Source organism: Flavimaricola marinus (genome assembly GCF_900184895.1).
Lineage (GTDB): Bacteria > Pseudomonadota > Alphaproteobacteria > Rhodobacterales > Rhodobacteraceae > Flavimaricola > Flavimaricola marinus.
In genome coordinates, this window is the sequence record NZ_FXZK01000001.1 from 110,631 (window position 1) to 129,059 (window position 18,429).

The window sequence follows — 18,429 nt, forward strand, 5'->3', positions numbered from 1 at the left end:
CCATCTACGCCGCATCGATGGCGCGATTTCCCTATGACTTCGGTATGGTGGCAGGTTTCATACGATGGGAATCGACTTTGTTCTGAATGGACAAGCGGTGCGTGCCGAAGGGCGCGCCACGACCACTCTGCTCGATTGGCTTCGCGAAGAGCGCGGCCTTTGCGGCACCAAGGAAGGCTGTAACGAAGGCGATTGCGGTGCCTGCACGGTCATGGTGACGGACGCCGACGGCTCCAAGGCGCTGAACGCCTGCATTCTGTTTTTGCCGCAACTCGCGGGCAAGGCCGTCCGCACGGTGGAGGGCATTGCCGGACCGGAGGGGACGTTGCACCCGGTGCAGGAAGCGATGGTCGCCCATCACGGCAGTCAGTGCGGGTTCTGCACACCGGGGTTCGTGGTGTCGATGGCGACGGCGCATTTGAACAGGCGTCAGGATTTCGACGATCAGTTGGCGGGCAATCTGTGCCGCTGCACCGGATATGCCCCGATCGTCCGTGCCGCCGAGGCCGCCTCGCAAAAGCCTGTGCCCGAGTGGATGCTGGCCGATGGCCGTCAGATTGCTTCGGCCGGGGCCGAACCGGCAGCAGCTGACGCTACGACAGGTCAAGCCGCCCCCTACATGCCCACGAGCAGCGACGATCTGGCGAAATGGTATCTGGCCCACCCTGACGCGACGCTGATCGCCGGTGCCACCGATGTCGGACTTTGGGTGACCAAGCAATTCCGCGATCTGGGCGAAGTGGTCTTTCTCAACCGCTGCGCCGACATGCGCGCCATTGAGCGCGATGGTGAGGCCCTGCGCATCGGGGCAGCGGTCACCATGACCGAGATGTATGACGCGATGTTGCCGCTTCATCCGTCCTATGCCGAATTGATCCGCCGATATGGCTCCGTGCAGGTCCGCAATGCCGCCACCCTTGGCGGTAGCCTTGCCAACGGCTCGCCCATTGGCGACAACGCGCCTGCCCTGATCGCGATGGGGGCGACGCTTCACCTGCGCCGTGGCGATGACCGCCGGGAGCTGCCGTTGGAAGCGTTCTTCATCGAATATGGCAAGCAGGACCGCGCCACTGGTGAATTCGTGGAGGCCGTTCGCATCCCCACGTCCGCGCCCAATCTGCGCTGCTACAAGCTCTCCAAGCGTTTCGATCAGGACATTTCCGCCGTTTGCGGCTGTTTCAACGTGGAAATCGAGGGCGATACCGTTGCGGCCGCCCGCATCGCCTTTGGTGGCATGGCGGGCACACCGAAGCGGGCCAGTGCGGTTGAGGCCGCGCTGATCGGCAAGCCGTGGTCGGCCGAGACGATCGCGGCCGCACTGCCTGCCTTTGCGCAGGACTATTCCCCGATGACCGATATGCGGGCCTCGTCCGACTATCGACTGAGAACGGCGCAAAACCTGTTGTCCCGGTATTTTGCCGACCTTGCGGGTCAGCCCACCAGCGTTCTGGCGGTGCAGCCATGACCGTTTCAAAGCCTCTGCCCCACGACGCCGCGCCGCTGCATGTCACCGGGGCCGCCCGTTATGTCGACGACATTCCGACCCCGGCCAATTGCCTGCATCTGGCCTTTGGCCTGTCGGAGATCGCGGCGGGGCGGATCACCTCGCTCGATCTCGACCCTGTTCGTGCCGCCCCCGGCGTCGTGGCGGTCTATGCCGCCAGCGACCTGCCCGGCCCCTGCGATTGTTCGCCGTCGAACCATGATGAACCGCTCCTGAGCGATGGCAGCATCCACTACCTCGGTCAGCCGGTGTTTCTCGTTGCCGCGACGAGCCACCTTGCTGCCCGCCAAGCCGCCCGTCTGGCCAAGATCAGCTATGACGCAGCCCCTGCCATCCTGACAATCGAGGCCGCGCTGGCCGCCGACAGTCGGTTCGAGGAAGGCCCGCGCGTCTGGACCAAGGGCGATGTCGCGGCCGAGATGGCCACCGCCCCGCACCGCCTGAGCGGCTCGATCGAAATCGGTGGGCAAGAGCATTTCTATCTAGAAGGTCAGGCCAGCCTCGCCCTGCCCCAGGAGAACGGCGATATCGTCGTTCATAGCTCGACCCAGCACCCAACCGAGATCCAGCACAAGGTGGCCGAGGCGCTGAACCTGCCGATGCACGCTGTCCGCTGCGAAATCCGTCGGATGGGCGGAGGCTTTGGCGGCAAGGAGAGCCAGGGCAACGCGCTGGCCATTGCCACATCTGTCGTGGCCCATGCCACGGGCCGCCCTGCCAAGATGCGCTATGACCGTGACGACGACATGACGATCACCGGCAAGCGTCATGATTTCCGCATAGACTATGAGGTCGGACACGACGCGGACGGTCGCCTCTTGGCCGTTGATTTTACACAGTTTACCCGCTGCGGCTGGGCGATGGACCTGTCCTTGCCGGTGGCCGACCGGGCGATGCTCCATGCCGAGAACGCCTACCTGATCCCCGCCGTCCGCATCACCTCGCATCGTTTGCGCACCAATACCCAGTCGGCCACCGCCTATCGCGGCTTTGGTGGCCCGCAGGGGATGCTGGGAATGGAGCGCGTCATGGACCATCTGGCCCGCAGTCTTGGCCGCGATCCGGTGGAGATCAGACGCCTGAATTACTATCGCCCGGCGGAAGCGGTTGCCCCTGTGGCGTCAAATGCCTCGTCGACGACTTCGCTGGATGGTGTTGACCCAAGCGATCAGGATCTGACCAGTCGCGGTGCCACGCCGGAGCGGACGGCCGGTTCCGCCCGTCGCTTTGGTGGCGCGCATTCCCCCAAGTCCCGCATGGGTGCCGAGAACACGACGCCCTACGGCATGGAAGTCACCGACTTCTTGCTCCACGAGATGACGGATGCCTTGCTGGTCTCGTCCGACTATGCCCACCGTGTGAACAAGGTGGCCGAGTGGAATGCCGCCAATTCGATCCTGAAGCGTGGCATCGCCTTTTCGCCTGTGAAGTTCGGCATCTCCTTTACCTTGACCCACCTCAATCAGGCCGGCGCTCTGGTGCATGTGTATCAGGATGGCTCGGTCCACCTGAACCACGGTGGCACGGAGATGGGCCAGGGCCTGTTTCAGAAGGTCGCGCAGGTCGCGGCGAGCCGGTTCGGCATTGATCCCGCCCAGGTGCGCATCACGGCGACCGATACCGGCAAGGTGCCGAATACCTCGGCGACGGCGGCCTCTTCTGGCAGCGATCTGAACGGGATGGCCGCGCAGGCCGCCTGTGACACGATCCGCGGCCGGATGGCGGACTGTCTGGCCGGTCTCTATCAAGCCCGCCCGGATCAGGTGCTGTTCGAGGCCGGAATGGTCCGGATGCCCGGCCATGAGATGACCTTTGCCGAGGCCGCCGCAACCGTTTACGCCCAGCGCGTGAGCCTGTCGGCGACCGGGTTCTACAAGACCCCCGGCCTCGACTGGGATCGCATCGCGGGTCGCGGTCGCCCGTTCTTTTACTTCGCCTATGGCGCGGCTGTCACCGAGGTGGTGATTGATACCTTGACCGGAGAGAACCGCATTCTGCGGGCCGATCTGCTCCATGATGCTGGGTCGAGCCTGAACCCGGCGCTGGATATCGGCCAGATCGAGGGTGGCTATGTGCAGGGCGCAGGCTGGCTGACCACCGAAGAGCTGGTCTGGGATGGCAAGGGCCGTCTGCGCACCCATGCCCCTTCGACCTACAAGATCCCGGCCTGCAGCGACCGCCCGGACGTGTTCAACGTCGCGCTCTGGGATGCCCCGAACCGCGCCGAGACGGTCTATCGCTCAAAGGCGGTTGGCGAGCCGCCGTTCATGCTTGGCATTTCGGCGTTTCTGGCGTTGAGCCACGCGGCCTCGGCCTGTGGCCCGCACTATCCCGATCTGGTGGCCCCGGCGACGGCCGAGAACATCCTCGCGGCCGTCAACCGGGCCCGCGGGTGAGCGGCATCCGCATCTCTGTGGCCCGCACCGCCGGGTCGGTGCCCCGAGAGGCGGGCACGCAGATGATGGTCTGGCCCGATTGCACCGAGGGCACCATCGGCGGCGGTGCGCTGGAATGGCAGGCCATGCAGGACGCACGCGCCATGATGACCGACGGCCGCGACCGGATGGAGCGCACGGTGCCGCTCGGGCCCGATCTCGGCCAGTGCTGCGGCGGGTCGGTGACCCTGCTGTGGGAACGGGCGGAGGCGCTCGTCGCGCCGGAAGCCGCCCCCTTGTGGATATGGGGTGCGGGCCACGTGGGCCGGGCCATCGCGGGGGTGATGGCCCCGCTGCCGCAATGGTCGGTGACCGTCGTCGAGACCAGCCCGGACCGAATGCCTGAGCTACCGGACGGCGTGACGCCGTTGATCGCCGCAGACCCGGCGAGGATGGTGCCTCACGCCCCTAGGGATGCGGATCACCTGATCCTGACCTATTCTCACGCGATTGATCTGGCGCTCTGCCATGCCCTTCTGAGCCACGGGTTTGCCAGCGCGGGCCTGATCGGGTCTGCCACCAAGTGGGCCCGGTTCCGGAGCCGTTTGGCCGCAATGGGCCATTCAATTGACCAAATTTCGCGCATTGCCTGCCCGATCGGCGATCCCGCCTTGGGTAAACATCCTCAAGCCATTGCTGTCAGCGTTGCGGCGGCGTTACTGGGCGGGGGACTTCGGGCCAAAAGGGAAGCGACCGGATGACTGACGTATTGCTGAGCCTCAGCGGTCTGACAAAGGCCTATCCCGGTGTCGTCGCCAACAGCGACGTCAGCTTTGATATCCGCCCCGGCGAGGTTCATGCCCTGTTGGGCGAGAACGGCGCGGGCAAGTCGACGCTGGTCAAGACGATCTACGGTCTGGTCCGGCCGGACGCGGGCCAGATGACCTTGCGCGGCGCCGCCTTTGCCCCGTCCGAGCCGCGCGCCGCCCGCGCGGCCGGGGTGGCGATGGTGTTTCAGCATTTCTCGCTGTTCGACGCGCTGGACGTGGCCGAGAACATCGCGCTGGGCATGGAGAACCCTCCCCCAATGCGCGATCTTGCCGCGCGTATCCGCGACGTGTCAGAGCGCTATGGCCTGCCGCTGGACCCGTCGCGAGTGGTGGGCGATCTGTCCGCAGGTGAGCGCCAGAGGGTCGAGATCATCCGGTGCCTGCTGCAAGACCCCAAGCTGTTGATCATGGATGAGCCGACCAGTGTGCTGACCCCGCAGGAAGTCGACATCCTGTTTGCGACCCTGCGCAAATTGCAGGCCGAAGGCACGGCGATCCTCTACATCAGTCACAAGCTCGAAGAGATCCGTGCTCTGTGCCAGCACGCCACGATCCTGCGGCTGGGCAAGGTGGTGGGCACCTGTGACCCCCGCGAAACCTCGGCCCGCGATATGGCCGAAATGATGGTGGGCACGGTTTTGCAAGTGCCAAGCCGAGAGGCTGCGGTTGCCGGAGAGGTTGTGCTGGCGCTGACGGGCTTGACAGCGCCGCCCCCTCGCCAATTTGGCACGGCGTTGTGTGACATCACCGTCGAGGTCCGCAAAGGCGAGGTTCTGGGCATTGGCGGCGTTGCCGGCAACGGGCAGGACGAATTGCTGCTGGCGCTGTCGGGCGAGATGAGGGTCGGCTCGGAGATGGTTCGGCTGAAGGGCCAGCCCATCGGACACCTCCCCCCGAATGCCCGTCGGTCGCGGGGCCTGCTGGCCGCACCCGAAGAACGGATGGGTCATGCTGCTGCCCCCGATATGAGCCTGACCGAGAATGCGGTCCTGACCGGAGTGGTCCGCGAAGATCTCAGTGACCGCGGATTTCTACGCTGGGCCAAGGCCCGCACCTTTGCCGAGAGCGTCATTGCCAAGTTTGACGTGCGCACCCCCGGCCCCGGCAGCACCGCCCGGTCGCTGTCGGGCGGCAATTTGCAGAAGTTCGTCATCGGCCGCGAGATCATGCAGCGCCCTGAGGTGCTTGTGGTCAATCAACCAACATGGGGTGTGGACGCCTCGGCGGCGGCATTCATCCGGCAGGCCCTCTTGGATCTGGCCGAAGCCGGTGCTGCGGTCATCGTCGTCAGTCAGGATCTCGACGAGTTGATGGAGATCTCGGACCGGTTTGCCGCGCTGAACGGCGGCCGCCTGTCGCCGCCTCGCCCCGCGCAAGGGCTGACGGTGGAAGAGATCGGCCTGATGCTGGGCGGTGCGCATGATATGGAGGTGGCCCATGTGGATGCGTAACGCCGTGAGTTTTCTGACCAAGATGAAGCCGGAGGCCGCGCCATGATCCGTCTGGAAAAGCGACCACAACCGAGCAAGGTGTGGACTTGGGCCACCCCGGTGCTGGCCGTTGTCGCCACTATGATCTTTGGCGGTTTGATGTTTGCTCTGCTGGGCAAGGATCCGGTGCTGGCCATTCGGACGATCTTTTACGATCCGCTGTTCGGCGAGTTTTCCAGCTATTCCCGTCCGCAGTTGTTGGTCAAAGCCGGGCCGTTGATCCTGATCGCCACGGGGCTCGCGATGGGCTTTCGCGCGGGCATCTGGAATATCGGGGCGGAGGGGCAGTATATCATCGGTGCCGTCTTTGCCGCCTCTGTCGGTCTTGCGGCCTATCCCGCCGAGAGCGTTCTGATTTTTCCGGCCATGGTGATTGCCGGCGCTGTGGGCGGCACTTTGTGGGCGATGATCCCTGCGGTGTTGCGCGTGAAGTTCGGCACCAACGAGATCCTCGTGTCGCTGATGCTGGTTTATGTCGCGGAGAACATTCTGGCCTATGCCGCGCTTGGCCCGCTGCGCAATCCAGACGGCATGGGTTTTCCGGGATCGCGCAACCTGTCGCAATATCCCTCTGCGGCCAATCTGGACCTGATCCCCGGAACCGGCATGCACTGGGGCGTCGTCGCTGCGCTGATCGCGGTGATTTTCGGGTATATCCTGCTGTCGCGCCATATCCTTGGGTTTCAGATACGTCTGGCCGGGCAAGCCCCGAGGGCGGCGGCGTTTTCCGGGGTGAACCCGGGGCGGCTGGTTCTGATCTGCATGGGCATTGCAGGCGCGTTGGCCGGATTGGCCGGCATGTTTGAGGTGGCCGGTCCTGCGGGCCGCATCTCGATTGATTTCAATGTCGGCTATGGCTTTACCGCGATCATCGTGGCGTTCTTGGGCCGCCTTCATCCAGTGGGCATTCTGCTGGCCGGATTGTTGATGGCGCTGACCTATATCGGCGGCGAGGTGGCCCAGCTGACCTTGGGCCTGCCGGTGGCTGCGATCCAGTTGTTTCAGGGCATGTTGTTGTTCTTCCTGCTAGCTGTGGATGTGTTGACGAATTATAGCCTGCGCTGGTCGGGCCGGGAGGTGGCATGATGATGACCGATAGTCTGCGAGGCTCGACATGGACCTGAGCGCGATTTCACCCGTCTTGCTGTTGGCTGCTCTGATGGTTGCCGCCACCCCGATCCTGCTGGCCGCGATCGGCGAATTGGTCGTCGAGCGGGCGGGAGTTCTGAACCTCGGCGTCGAGGGGATGATGATCACCGGAGCGATCTGCGGCTTCATCACGGCCGTGGCGACCGGATCGCCGATGCTCGGTTTTGTGGGCGCGGCGCTGGGCGGGGCGGCGCTGTCGCTCTTGTTTGGGGTGCTGACCCAATATCTGCTGTCGAACCAGGTGGCGACCGGCCTCGCCCTGACCCTGTTCGGGATCGGCCTGGCGTCTCTGCTGGGCCAAGGCTACGTGGGTGTTCGCGCGCCTTCGGTGCCAAAGCTCGATATCCCGGTGCTGAGCGATTTGCCCTGGCTCGGCCCGATCCTGTTTCGCCATGACATCATCGTATATCTGGGCCTCGCCATCGTGGCGGCGGTCTGGTGGTTCTTGCGCCATTCGCGCGGCGGACTGGTGCTGCGCGCGGTGGGCGAGAACCACGAGGCGGCCCATGCGCTGGGCTATCATGTCACAAGGGTGAGGATGGCGGCCATCGCCTTTGGCGGCGCCTGTGCGGGCCTCGGCGGAGCCTACCTGAGCCTCGTGCGGGTGCCGCAGTGGACCGAGGGCGTCACCGCCGGCGCCGGTTGGATCGCGCTGGCCATCGTCGTCTTTGCCTCGTGGCGTCCGGGCCGGCTTGTCGTCGGTGCCTTTCTTTTCGGCGGCATCACCGTTTTGCAGCTTAACCTGCAGGCAGCCCGGGTGCAGATTCCTGTCGAGGTCTTGTCCATGTCTCCGTATATTGTCACCATCGTGGCGCTCGTGGCCTTGTCCGCTCGGAAGGGGCGCGGTTCCGCTGCGCCGGGGTCATTGGGCCAATCATTTCATGCAGCCCGCTAAGGGACGCAACTTCGGGGGTCTCGGCCCCCTTCAACGGGAGAACGTTAAGTGAAAAGAAGAACTCTGCTTGCCACCGGTGCCTCTGCTGCTGTGGCTGCCGCTATGGGAATGCCCGTTCGGGCCGAAGGCCATGAGCCGCTCAAGGTCGGCTTTATCTATATCGGGCCAGTGGGCGATGGCGGCTGGACATATCAGCACGATCAGGGCCGTCTGGCCGTCGAAGAGCATTTCGGCGATGCCGTCGAGACGATCTATCAGGAAAACGTACCGGAGTCGGCGGATGCCGAGCGTGCCATCACTCAGATGGTTCTGTCCGGCGCCGATCTGATCTTTACCACATCGTTCGGTTACATGGACGCGACCAACACCGTCGCGGGCAAATTCCCGGACGTGAAGTTCGAGCATGCGACCGGCTATCGCCGCGATCATCCGAACGTGTCGACCTATGACGCCCGCTTCTATGAAGGCCGTGCCGTCATCGGCCACATCGCGGGCAAGATGACCAAGACCAACAAGATCGGCTACATCGCCTCCTTCCCGATCCCGGAAGTCATTCAGGGCATCAACTCGTCCTTCCTGCACGCCAAGAAGGTCAACCCCGATGTCGAGATGGTCGTGATCTGGGCCTACACGTGGTTTGACCCAGCCAAAGAGGCCGACGCTGCCAAGGCGATGATCGAACAGGGTGTCGACGTGATCCTGCAGCACACCGATTCGACCGCCCCGCAGGCGGCCGCAGCGGAAGCGGGCAACGTGTTCACGTTCGGTCAGGCCTCCGACATGGCCGCGTTCAAGCCGTCTCCGCGCATTGCCTCGATCATCGACAACTGGAACCCCTATTACATCAAGCGGGTGCAGGACGTCATCGACGGCACTTGGGAGAGTGGTCACAGCTGGGGTGGCATGGCCGAAGGCGAAGTCGTCATCGGCGAGATCACCGATGCCGTTCCTGCCGATGTGAAGGCAGAGGCCGAGGCCATGATCGCCGCCATCACGGCCGGCGAGTACCATCCCTTTACCGGACCGATCAACAAGCAGGACGGCACGCCGTTCCTTGCCGAGGGCGAGGTCGCCACTGATCTGCAACTGGTCCAGATGGACTTCTACCTCGAAGGGATGCTGGGCGACATTCCGTCCTGACCCCCTTTTCGGTTTGACCGATGTGACGCTACGAAAAGCCCGCCGAAAGGTGGGCTTTTCCATACTTCGGGCCCGTTGCGACGCGACCGCCCCTGCCTTAGCCTTTTGATACGCTTTGCATTTTCAAGTCGTTCATCGGTTTTCGCAACCACATGTGTCCAGAGCTGAACTGGCCCGTGTGACCTCATATTGGATTAATCCATGACATTTTACGCTCTCCGCCGCGCGGCCTCGGCCGCGATCCGACCAGCTTTGCCTCTTGCCATTGCCGGGGCCCTGGCTCTCTCGGCTTGTGTCCCCATCCCTATTCCACAGGGAACGCGCTTTTTACCCAACCCGGCGGATCTGATCGCGACCGACACGGGGGATTTCAACGTCTGTGGTTACGATTCCGGCACCACGAGCCAAGGCTACCGCGATATCGGCACTGTCCGCGTCATCGCATCGTTTTTCGCCCCGGACGACCGGACCGATGCGAATGCGAGCACCTCGGCGGGTTTGACGCTCACTTTGGTGGAGCTCTCTGGCGACGTCCCATCCGAGGGTTTCGCGGTGAACCCCGCGCTGATCCGGCTGGAGGAAGCCGGACGATCCTACCCGGTGGCGGAGTTCTCCGATTCGGAACAGCGGGTGAAGAGCAGCGGCACTGGCCAAATCTTTAGCCTGCAGTTTCCCGCCGGCACCGGCGTCGACGACGCGGCACGCATCGTGTTCGAAGCAGGAGCGATCCTGCGAGACGGGCAGCCCGTGGCGCTTGAACAGCTCAGGTTTCAGCGCAGGGCGACCATGTCGGTCTATATGTTCCCCTGCATCCCGTCCTAGCCGGGGCTCAGCCGCGTCCTGGCTGCCAAAAGGAAAACCCGCCGGAAAGGCGGGTTTTTCTACTTTGCAGCGATGGTGAACGGTCAGGCTTTTGCCGCGCCGCCGATATCGACCTTGCCAGTCACCCGCGCGCCCTTTTCAGAGGACATTTCGCCTGCGGTCACGTCGGCATCGACGTTGGCGTGGGCGTAGAGGTCAACCGACTTGGCCGTCAGCGAACCTTTGAGGTGCCCTCGCACATGGGCTGTGTCGGAGCTGATGTTGCCCTCGACCCGACCGCCGGTCAGGATGTCGACCGACTGTGATTTGATATCGCCTTTGACCGTTCCCTGAACCTCGATTGTCCCGGTGCCGGTGATGTCGCCGGTGATCGTCAGCTCTTCGCTGATGGTAGACTTTGACATGTACGTGTCGTCCTTTCGTGCGCGTTTGGCTTACAATGACACAGGTCGTGGCCGTCTGCGACCAATTTTGTGCGGCTTCGGCAAGGATCTGTCGTCTGCGGGCTTTCCCCGCACGACGCGTCGTGGCACCAATCGCATATGACCCGACTGACCCTCGCCTCCGGTGCGCCCGCCTCACATTATGCCTTTGGCACGATGCAATGGGGAGGCACCGCCACGCCCGCCGCATCCCGCGCCTTGTATGATCGCTGCCGCGCCGCGGGCATCACCCATTTCGACACGGCCGTCGGCTATACCGACGGCGCCTCCGAGACCTTGCTTGGACAGTTTGCGGGGCCGGACCGGGCCGACCTCTTTCTGGCCACCAAGGTCGCCTATATGGGCGGCGCCGGGCGCGCAAATATCCTGGATCAGTGGGACCGTTGCCGCCGCCAATCCGGCCTCGACAGCTATGATTTGCTGTATCTGCACCGATGGGATCCGGAAACGCCGGTGGAGGAGACGTTCGAGACCATGGCCGAACTGCAGGCCAGCGGCGCGATCCGCCATATCGGTGTCTCGAACTATGCGGCGTGGCAGGTGATGAAGGCGCAAGCGGCGTGCAAGGCCCTTGGCACGAGGATCGACGCGGTGCAGCCGATGTACAACCTCGTCAAACGGCAGACAGAGGTCGAGCTGTTGCCGATGGCGATGGATCAGGACATTGCCGTCGTGCCCTATTCGCCGCTGGGCGGTGGTCTGCTGACTGGCAAATACGCAGCCGGCGGGAGTGGCAGGCTGAGCACCGACGATCGTTATGCGGCCCGCTATGGCGTGCCCGAGATGCATGCCGCCGCGGAGGGCCTGACGGCTTTGGCGGCTGAATGGGGCGTAAACCCCGCCACCCTCGCCGTGGCTTGGGTGGCGGCCCACCCCGGCAAGCCGCATCCAATCTTGTCGGCCCGTTCCGTTGAGCAGCTGGAGCCGTCATTGGCGGCCATGGATATGGTGCTGACTGCCGAGCAATATGCCGCGCTGTCGGCACTCTACCCCAGCCCGCCACCTGCAACGGACAGGATCGAAGAAGCATGATCGACTTTCTGGTCATTGGCGGCGGCATTGCCGGCGTCTCGGCCGGTGCGCGGCTGTCTCATCTGGGCAAGGTGACCTTGCTGGAGCGGGAATCGGCGCTTGGCTATCACGCCTCGGGCCGGTCGGCGGCCCTGTTCGAAGAAAATTACGGCAAGCCTAGCACCATCGCGCTGAACATGGCGTCCAAGGCCTATCACCAAACGGCCAATGGGGGCGTCCTGAGCCAGCGCGGGCTGATGCTGATCGGAACGGCGCAGACCGACGAGGCGTTCGACACTGATTGTGCCGTCATGAAGCTGCCTGAGATCTCGGTGGCCGAGGCCCGCGGGCATATCCCGATCCTGAACGATGCCGTGACCCGTGCTGCGCTGGATACCGAGGCTTGGGATATCGATACCGACCGTCTGATCCAGAACTTCGCCGCCGAAATCCGCTCGAACGGAGGCGCGGTGGTTCCTAAATCCGAGGTCACCGCGATCGAACGCAGGCCGCACGGGTGGCAGGTGCGCTGCGGAGAGGCGAGCTATGAGGCCAAGACCTTGGTCAATGCCGCGGGCGCATGGGTCGATCAGATCGCGAGGCTGGCCGGGATCACGCCGCTCGGCGTGACACCGCTGCGACGCTCGATGGCGCGCATCCCCGCCCCCGGCGGACATGACGTCGCCCGCTGGCCAATGCTCTTTGGCCCCGGCGAAGACTGGTACGCCAAGCCGGACGCCGGGGCCTTGATCGTTTCGCCCGCCGAAGAGGACCCCAGCGAGCCGATGGACGCCTGGGCGGACGATATGGTGCTGGCCGAGGGCCTTGCGCGATACGAGGCGCATGTGACCGAACCCGTGACCCGGTTGCTGACCTCATGGGCCGGTCTTCGCACCTTTTCCCCTGACCGGCAGTTGGTACTTGGCCGCTCGGTCGACGATCCGGGCTTTGTCTGGAGCGCCGGACAAGGCGGCTATGGGTTCCAGACCGCCCCGGCAGCGAGCCAGTTGATCGCAGAGCTGGTGGCAGGTGAGCAGACGACACTGGATGCCGAGATGGTCGCCCGATTGTCACCGGCGCGTTTCCGCCAGTAGCCGCGCCATCACGGCCTTGTCGGGATGACAGGCAGACCGGCTGCTGGCAATGTGGCCGTCTCGTATTCAGATCGGTTTCCCATGCGCATTGTCGTCCTTTTCACGGTGTTGCTCCTTGCCGCTTGTTCGCGGCAGGCCCCGCCTTCAGAGCTTGCACAGGCCCGCGAGGTTGCGCCCGTTACCGTCTTTGACGCCAATTTCGGCGACGCCGATCCATATGACTGGACCGGCCGCAGACCAGAGTCCTATCCGGTTCACGGTATTGACCTGTCGCGGTGGCAATCGCAGGTCGATTGGCCGACCGCCCGCCGCAACGGCGTCAACTTTGCCTTTATCAAGGCAACCGAAGGCGGCGATATCCTCGATCCGGCATTCGAGCGGCACCGTCAGTCGGCAGCGGCCGCCGGCGTCCCACATGCGGCCTATCATTTCTTCTACTGGTGCACTCCGGCGGAGGTGCAGGCCCGTTGGTTCATTGCAAATGTGCCACGCGAACCGGGGCATTTGCCGCCGATCCTCGACGTGGAGTGGAACGCTCATTCCCCGACGTGCACCCGTCGCCCGCCCCCCTCGACGGTGCGGGCCGAGATGCGGACGTTTCTCGATATCCTCGGTCGCCACTATGGCCAGCGTCCGGTGATCTATACCACCGTAAACTTCTGGAAAGACAACGATCTGAACGACTTGCAGGGCGAGGAATTCTGGCTGCGCTCCACCGCGGGTCACCCGTCGGAAACCTATGGCCCGGCACGCTGGAGCTTTTGGCAATACTCCGGCACGGGGCTGGTTCCCGGTATCGCGGGCCGCGTCGATCTGAACGTCTTTGCCGGGTCCGAGGCATCATGGGCCGCGTGGCTTGCGCAGCGGCGACAATAGCGCGTGTTGAAACTTTAGGCGAAGCCGCATAAATCCGCGTCATAATGACAAGCCAAGCCAAACCATCCAGATTTGACCGGCAGTTCACCGTTCTGGAGCGGCAGTTCCCGGCATTTCGCGGCGCGCTCCGCTCGATCCGGACCGGACGCGGGCGGTTTGTTCGATTGCCATTGGCAATCTTGCTGATCTTCGGAGGGATGCTGGCCATCCTGCCCGTGTTGAATCTCTGGATGCTGCCGGTGGGCCTGTTGTTGCTGGCGATCGACCTGCCGTTCCTGCAGGGCCCTATCGGGGCGCTGATCGTCTGTATGCGCCGCCGCGCCAGCAAGGTGTCGCGGCGGCTCAGGCGCTAGCCGTCGATCCTGATTCTCGCGTTTGCCGGATCGTAGGGGCTGTCTTCGACGACTTCCGCGTCCCACAGCTCCTTGAACATGCGCACTTTGAGTTTGGTCCCGACTGCGGCCAGATCAGGGCGGACATAGCCCATGCCGATGCTCTTCCCGAACGCAACGGAATAGCCGCCGGACGTCAGACGCCCCACCCGGCTGTCGCCCGCATAGAGCGCCTCGCGCCCCCATGGGTCGGCCCCCTCGGGACCGTCGATCAGCAGAGTGACGCAGGTCGAGCGGACGCCGATGGCCTGCATCGCCTCCTTGCCGTGGAAATCCTTGCTGAGATCGACAAATCGAGGCAAATCCGCTTCGAGCGGCGTCGCATCACGGCCGAGTTCGGTGCCAAAGGCGCGATAGGATTTCTCCTGCCGGAGCCAGTTTTGCGCCCGCGCGCCGACCAGCTTCATCCCGTGCGGCTCGCCTGCCTTCTCCAAGAGATCGAACAGATAGTTCTGCATCTCCATCGGATGATGCAACTCCCAGCCGAGCTCTCCGGTATAGGCCACGCGGATGGCATTGACCGGGCACATGCCCAGTTCGATCTGCCGTGCGCTCAGCCATGGAAACCGCTTGTTGGATAGCGCGGTCTCCGGGTCGGCGTCCTTGATCACCGACTTCAGGACCTCGCGTGATTTCGGACCGGCGATGGCAAAGACGCCCCACTTGGTTGTCACGTCCTCGACGTTGATCCGGCCGAATTCCGGCTCCTTGTCCGCGATCGCCTTGAACAGGTAATCTTGGTCATAAGCGGTCCACGCCCCTGCACTGACGAGGTAATACTCATCCTCGGCCAGCCGAACGATGGTGTATTCCGTCCGCGTCGTGCCTGCGGCGGTCAACGCATAGGTCAGATTGATCCGGCCAATCTTGGGCAGCTTGTTGGTGGTGAACCAATCGAGGAACGCGGTCGCGCCCGGGCCGCTGACCCGGTGCTTGGTAAAGGCGGTCGCGTCGATCAACCCGACCCCTTCGCGGATCGCTTTGGCCTCTTCCACCGCATATTGCCACCAGCCGCCGCGCCGGAATGACCGGCTGTCGTGGTCGTTGAATCCAACCGGAGCGTAGTAGTTCGGGCGATCCCAGCCATTCACCTGACCAAATTGCGCTCCACGCGCAGCCTGCCGATCATAGGCCGGAGAGGTGCGCAGCGGACGACAGGCGGGCCGTTCTTCGTCCGGGTGGTGCAGGATGAAGACATGCTCATAGGCCTCTTCGTTCTTGCGAGCGGCGTATTCGGTCGTCATCCACGAGCCGTAGCGCTTGGGATCGAGGCTGGCCATGTCGATCTCGGCCTCGCCCTCGACCATCATCTGGGCAAGGTAATATCCGGTGCCGCCCGCGGCCGTAATCCCAAATGAGAAACCTTCGGCCAGCCACATATTGCGCAGGCCCGGCGCGGGCCCGACCAGCGGATTGCCGTCGGGCGTGTAGCAGATCGGGCCGTTGAAGTCGTCTTTGAGGCCGACGGTCTCCGACGACGGGATCCGGTGGATCATCGACATGTATTCCTCTTCGATCCGGTCGAGATCGAGCGGGAACAGATCGGCGCGGAAGCTGTCGGGGACCCCGTATTCGAAGCGGGCAGGTGCTCCACGCTCATAGGGGCCGAGGATCCAGCCGCCGCGTTCCTCACGGACATACCATTTGGCATCGGCATCGCGGAGCACCGGGTGCTGCTCGTTGGTCTTGCGCCAGTCGACCAGCATCGGATCGGGCTCTGTCACGATGAACTGATGTTCCACCGGGATCGCCGGGGTCTTGATGCCAAGTAGACGGGCCGTCCGCTGCGCATGATTACCCGTCGCGGTGACCACATGCTCGGCATGGACGACGATCTGCTCCTCGGAAGGCACGAGGTTGCCGCCCTTCTCGACCATTTTCGTCAGCGTCACAGCCCAGTGATCGCCCTGCCACTCATAGGCATCGGCCTGCCAGCGGCGCTCGATCGTCACGCCGCGTTGCCGGGCCCCCTTGGCCATCGCCATCGTCACATCGGCGGGGTTGATGTATCCGTCCGTCGGATGGAAGATCGCGCCCTCCAGATCCTCGGTGCGCACCAGGGGCCAGCGGTCCTTGATCTGAGCCGGGGTCATCCATTCAAACGGCACGTCGCAGGTCTCGGCCGTGGTCGCATAGAGCATATACTCGTCCATCCGGGCCTTGGTCTGCGCCATGCGCAGGTTGCCCACGACGGCAAACCCGGCATTCAGGCCGGTTTCCGCTTCCAGCGATTTATAGAAATCGACCGAGTATTTGTGGATATGCGTCGTCGCGAACGACATATTGAACAACGGCAGGAGACCGGCGGCATGCCACGTCGAGCCGGACGTCAACTCGTCACGCTCCAAGAGCACGACATCCGACCAACCGGCCTTCGCCAGATGATACGCAATCGACGTCCCGACAGCGCCGCCCCCGACAACAAGCGCTTTGACATGGGTTTGCATGGGACGATTCTCCTAAGGTAGCCTGGCTGCAATCTGTCGCAATCTCATGGATTGCGCCAATCCCATCCGACCAACCGCGCACCGTTTCCGACCTTGGCGCCACGGTGAACTTCATCTTGGCGCAAAAACTCCCCCCGGAGGGTCGTTCTGTCGCTCGCTCCGCGCTCAGAGTTGCGTGCCTCTTCGTCTGCGGCTATGCCTTTGGCGGATCAAGGGGGGCTCATGCATATCTGCCGAACCGTCAGCGACATTCGTGCGTCCATGGCCGGCTTTCGCGCCGCTGGTGACAGCATCGGCCTCGTGACCACCATGGGTGCGCTTCATGCCGGGCATATGCAGCTGGTCGCCGAGGCGCGCGGCGTCCATGACCGGGTCGTCGCGACGATTTTCGTGAATCCGACGCAGTTCGGCAATCAGGAAGACCTTGCCAAATACCCGCGGACGGAGGCTCGCGATCTCGAGATGCTCGAGGAGGCGGGTGTCGACGTTGTGCTGATGCCGGAAGCGTCCGAGATCTATCCGCCCGGCGACCAGACGATCGTCGAAACCACCGAGCTCGCCAACAGCTATCACGGGCTCGTCCGCCCCGGCCATTTCCGCGGTGTGGCCACCGTGGTGACAAAGCTGTTCAACATCATTGGCCCCGACGCCGCCTATTTCGGCGAGAAGGACTACCAGCAATTGGCAGTTATCCGTCGGATGGTCACGGACCTGCATATGCCTCTGCGCATCCACGGGGTCGCCACCGTCCGCGAAGCTGACGGGCTGGCGATGTCGTCGCGCAACGTTCGCCTCACGGCCGACGACCGCGAGGCCGCCCCCGTGCTGTTTCGCGCCTTGAAGGAGGCCGAGACCCTGCTGTTTCGCGGCGCGTCGGTCGAAGGGATCGCGGGGCATATCCGCGACACCGTCAGCGATGAGCCTCGCGCGACGTTGACCGGCCTCGACATCGTCGATGCGGCCACCTTCGCACCGGTCACCGGTGCGGTGACCGCGCCAATCGGCATCATGATCTCGGCTCAGTTCGGCGACGTCCTGCTGATCGACCAGATTGAGCTTACTCCCCCGAAAGGTTGAAAAATGTCAACTCAGACCGAGAATATCCGCCGCAACACGGTGCCGCAGATCGCAAAACGAAAAGGCGGGGAGCCGATCGTCTCCCTCACCTCCTATCATGCGCATACCGCCGGCATCGTGGATCGCTATGCTGACTTCATCTTGGTCGGCGATAGCCTCGGCATGGTGATGCATGGCATGGACAGCACGGTCGGGGTTCCGCTGGACCTGATGATCATGCATGGAAAAGCCGTGGTTCGCGGCACCAAAAAGGCGCTGATCGTCGTTGATATGCCGTTCGGCACTTATGAAGAGAGCCCGCAAATCGCGTTTCGCAACGCCGCCAAGATCATGAAGGAAACCGGCTGTGGCGCGGTCAAGCTCGAGGGCGGTGCCCGTATGGCCGAGACCATCCATTTTCTGGTCGAGCGTGGCATACCCGTCATGGCTCACACCGGTCTGACCCCGCAATCGAGCCATGTGATGGGCGGTTTCAAGACGCAGGGCCGCGACGAGGATACATGGCAGGCCCATATCGACGATGCAAAGGCAGTCGACGAGGCCGGTGCCTTTGCCGTCGTCCTCGAAGGCATGGTCGAGCCGCTGGCGGCCAAGATCACCAAGCTGATCAGCATTCCCACCATCGGAATTGGCGCCAGCGTCGAGTGTGACGGCCAGATACTTGTGTTGGAAGACATGCTCGGCCTGAACCCGTGGACCCCGAAATTCGTCAAGGTTTACGGTGACTTGGGACCGGCTATCGAGGATTCGGTGCGCCGTTATGCCGAGGACGTCAAATCCCGCGCCTTCCCGACGGAGGACGAAGTCTACCGCTAAGGTCTGGAAACCCGGACTGGACGGACGCTACGTCAACCCTCACGCTTGCCCCATTTACACGGAGCAAG

The 18,429-nt window shown here is 63.5% G+C and carries 16 protein-coding genes; 14 read left to right on the plus strand and 2 right to left on the minus strand.

The window, feature by feature from the left end:
- The first annotated feature begins 64 nt into the window (after positions 1-64).
- The 8 genes from xdhA (at position 65) to LOM8899_RS00590 (ending at position 10,205) form a co-directional block, all read left to right on the plus strand.
- Positions 65-1,465 (plus strand): xanthine dehydrogenase small subunit, encoded by a 1,401-nt coding sequence (xdhA, locus tag LOM8899_RS00555; RefSeq protein ID WP_093990219.1) that lies wholly within the window; start codon positions 65-67, stop codon positions 1,463-1,465.
- Entirely contained in the window at positions 1,462-3,900 is a 2,439-nt protein-coding gene (gene xdhB, locus LOM8899_RS00560) for a xanthine dehydrogenase molybdopterin binding subunit (protein ID WP_093990220.1), read from the plus strand. The genes xdhA and xdhB overlap by 4 nt, the downstream gene beginning before the upstream one ends.
- Positions 3,897-4,640, plus strand: a complete 744-nt coding sequence (gene xdhC, locus LOM8899_RS00565; RefSeq protein ID WP_093990221.1) for a xanthine dehydrogenase accessory protein XdhC — start codon at positions 3,897-3,899, stop codon at positions 4,638-4,640. The genes xdhB and xdhC overlap by 4 nt, the downstream gene beginning before the upstream one ends.
- Positions 4,637-6,160 (plus strand): ABC transporter ATP-binding protein, encoded by a 1,524-nt coding sequence (locus LOM8899_RS00570; RefSeq protein ID WP_093990222.1) that lies wholly within the window; start codon positions 4,637-4,639, stop codon positions 6,158-6,160. The genes xdhC and LOM8899_RS00570 overlap by 4 nt, the downstream gene beginning before the upstream one ends.
- Before the next feature lie 42 nt (positions 6,161-6,202).
- Positions 6,203-7,285, plus strand: a complete 1,083-nt coding sequence (locus LOM8899_RS00575; RefSeq protein WP_093990223.1) for an ABC transporter permease — start codon at positions 6,203-6,205, stop codon at positions 7,283-7,285.
- Between the two features lie 28 nt (positions 7,286-7,313).
- Positions 7,314-8,243: an ABC transporter permease gene (locus tag LOM8899_RS00580; protein WP_093990224.1), complete on the plus strand. Its 930-nt coding sequence runs from the start codon at positions 7,314-7,316 to the stop codon at positions 8,241-8,243.
- A gap of 48 nt (positions 8,244-8,291) precedes the next feature.
- The gene (locus tag LOM8899_RS00585; protein ID WP_211096151.1) at positions 8,292-9,383 is read left to right on the plus strand and encodes a BMP family ABC transporter substrate-binding protein; all 1,092 of its coding nucleotides are present in this window, start codon (positions 8,292-8,294) and stop codon (positions 9,381-9,383) included.
- Between the two features lie 201 nt (positions 9,384-9,584).
- Positions 9,585-10,205: a hypothetical protein gene (locus LOM8899_RS00590; protein ID WP_093990226.1), complete on the plus strand. Its 621-nt coding sequence runs from the start codon at positions 9,585-9,587 to the stop codon at positions 10,203-10,205.
- An 83-nt stretch (positions 10,206-10,288) separates the two neighbouring features.
- On the opposite strand, the gene LOM8899_RS00595 is transcribed toward LOM8899_RS00590, so the two are convergent.
- Positions 10,289-10,609: a bactofilin family protein gene (locus LOM8899_RS00595; protein WP_093990227.1), complete on the minus strand. Its 321-nt coding sequence runs from the start codon at positions 10,607-10,609 to the stop codon at positions 10,289-10,291.
- Positions 10,610-10,747: 138 nt separating this feature from the next.
- Here LOM8899_RS00595 and LOM8899_RS00600 point away from each other — a divergent pair, with 138 nt between their 5' ends.
- From LOM8899_RS00600 to LOM8899_RS00615, 4 genes are all read left to right on the plus strand, one after another.
- A complete protein-coding gene (locus LOM8899_RS00600) occupies positions 10,748-11,680 on the plus strand; it encodes an aldo/keto reductase (protein WP_093990228.1) in 933 nt (310 codons plus the stop codon).
- A complete protein-coding gene (locus tag LOM8899_RS00605) occupies positions 11,677-12,753 on the plus strand; it encodes an NAD(P)/FAD-dependent oxidoreductase (RefSeq protein WP_093990229.1) in 1,077 nt (358 codons plus the stop codon). Before LOM8899_RS00600 ends, LOM8899_RS00605 begins: the two co-directional genes overlap by 4 nt.
- 81 nt (positions 12,754-12,834) lie before the next feature.
- Positions 12,835-13,629, plus strand: coding sequence for a glycoside hydrolase family 25 protein (locus LOM8899_RS00610; RefSeq protein WP_093990230.1), 795 nt, complete (start codon positions 12,835-12,837; stop codon positions 13,627-13,629).
- Positions 13,630-13,673: 44 nt separating this feature from the next.
- A complete protein-coding gene (locus LOM8899_RS00615) occupies positions 13,674-13,982 on the plus strand; it encodes a hypothetical protein (RefSeq protein WP_093990231.1) in 309 nt (102 codons plus the stop codon).
- Here LOM8899_RS00615 and LOM8899_RS00620 read toward each other — a convergent pair.
- Positions 13,979-16,468, minus strand: coding sequence for a GcvT family protein (locus tag LOM8899_RS00620; protein WP_093990232.1), 2,490 nt, complete (start codon positions 16,466-16,468; stop codon positions 13,979-13,981). The genes LOM8899_RS00615 and LOM8899_RS00620 overlap by 4 nt on opposite strands.
- 222 nt (positions 16,469-16,690) lie before the next feature.
- On the opposite strand from LOM8899_RS00620, the gene panC reads away from it, so the two are divergent.
- Entirely contained in the window at positions 16,691-17,545 is an 855-nt protein-coding gene (panC, locus tag LOM8899_RS00625; RefSeq protein ID WP_093990233.1) for a pantoate--beta-alanine ligase, read from the plus strand.
- A gap of 3 nt (positions 17,546-17,548) precedes the next feature.
- Positions 17,549-18,361 (plus strand): 3-methyl-2-oxobutanoate hydroxymethyltransferase, encoded by an 813-nt coding sequence (panB, locus tag LOM8899_RS00630; protein WP_093990234.1) that lies wholly within the window; start codon positions 17,549-17,551, stop codon positions 18,359-18,361.
- Positions 18,362-18,429: the final 68 nt, after the last annotated feature.

Excerpts from the sequence above, each read along its gene's own strand:
- LOM8899_RS00580 (WP_093990224.1), top strand. The coding sequence starts at position 7,314 with ATGGACCTGAGCGCGATTTCACCCGTCTTGCTGTTGGCTGCTCTGATG.
- panB (WP_093990234.1), top strand. The coding sequence starts at position 17,549 with ATGTCAACTCAGACCGAGAATATCCGCCGCAACACGGTGCCGCAGATC.
- LOM8899_RS00610 (WP_093990230.1), top strand. The coding sequence starts at position 12,835 with ATGCGCATTGTCGTCCTTTTCACGGTGTTGCTCCTTGCCGCTTGTTCG.
- LOM8899_RS00590 (WP_093990226.1), top strand. The coding sequence starts at position 9,585 with ATGACATTTTACGCTCTCCGCCGCGCGGCCTCGGCCGCGATCCGACCA.
- LOM8899_RS00575 (WP_093990223.1), top strand. The coding sequence starts at position 6,203 with ATGATCCGTCTGGAAAAGCGACCACAACCGAGCAAGGTGTGGACTTGG.
- LOM8899_RS00615 (WP_093990231.1), top strand. The coding sequence starts at position 13,674 with ATGACAAGCCAAGCCAAACCATCCAGATTTGACCGGCAGTTCACCGTT.
- xdhA (WP_093990219.1), top strand. The coding sequence starts at position 65 with ATGGGAATCGACTTTGTTCTGAATGGACAAGCGGTGCGTGCCGAAGGG.
- LOM8899_RS00595 (WP_093990227.1), bottom strand. The coding sequence starts at position 10,609 with ATGTCAAAGTCTACCATCAGCGAAGAGCTGACGATCACCGGCGACATC.
- LOM8899_RS00605 (WP_093990229.1), top strand. The coding sequence starts at position 11,677 with ATGATCGACTTTCTGGTCATTGGCGGCGGCATTGCCGGCGTCTCGGCC.
- LOM8899_RS00620 (WP_093990232.1), bottom strand. The coding sequence starts at position 16,468 with ATGCAAACCCATGTCAAAGCGCTTGTTGTCGGGGGCGGCGCTGTCGGG.
- xdhB (WP_093990220.1), top strand. The coding sequence starts at position 1,462 with ATGACCGTTTCAAAGCCTCTGCCCCACGACGCCGCGCCGCTGCATGTC.
- LOM8899_RS00570 (WP_093990222.1), top strand. The coding sequence starts at position 4,637 with ATGACTGACGTATTGCTGAGCCTCAGCGGTCTGACAAAGGCCTATCCC.
- LOM8899_RS00600 (WP_093990228.1), top strand. The coding sequence starts at position 10,748 with ATGACCCGACTGACCCTCGCCTCCGGTGCGCCCGCCTCACATTATGCC.
- panC (WP_093990233.1), top strand. The coding sequence starts at position 16,691 with ATGCATATCTGCCGAACCGTCAGCGACATTCGTGCGTCCATGGCCGGC.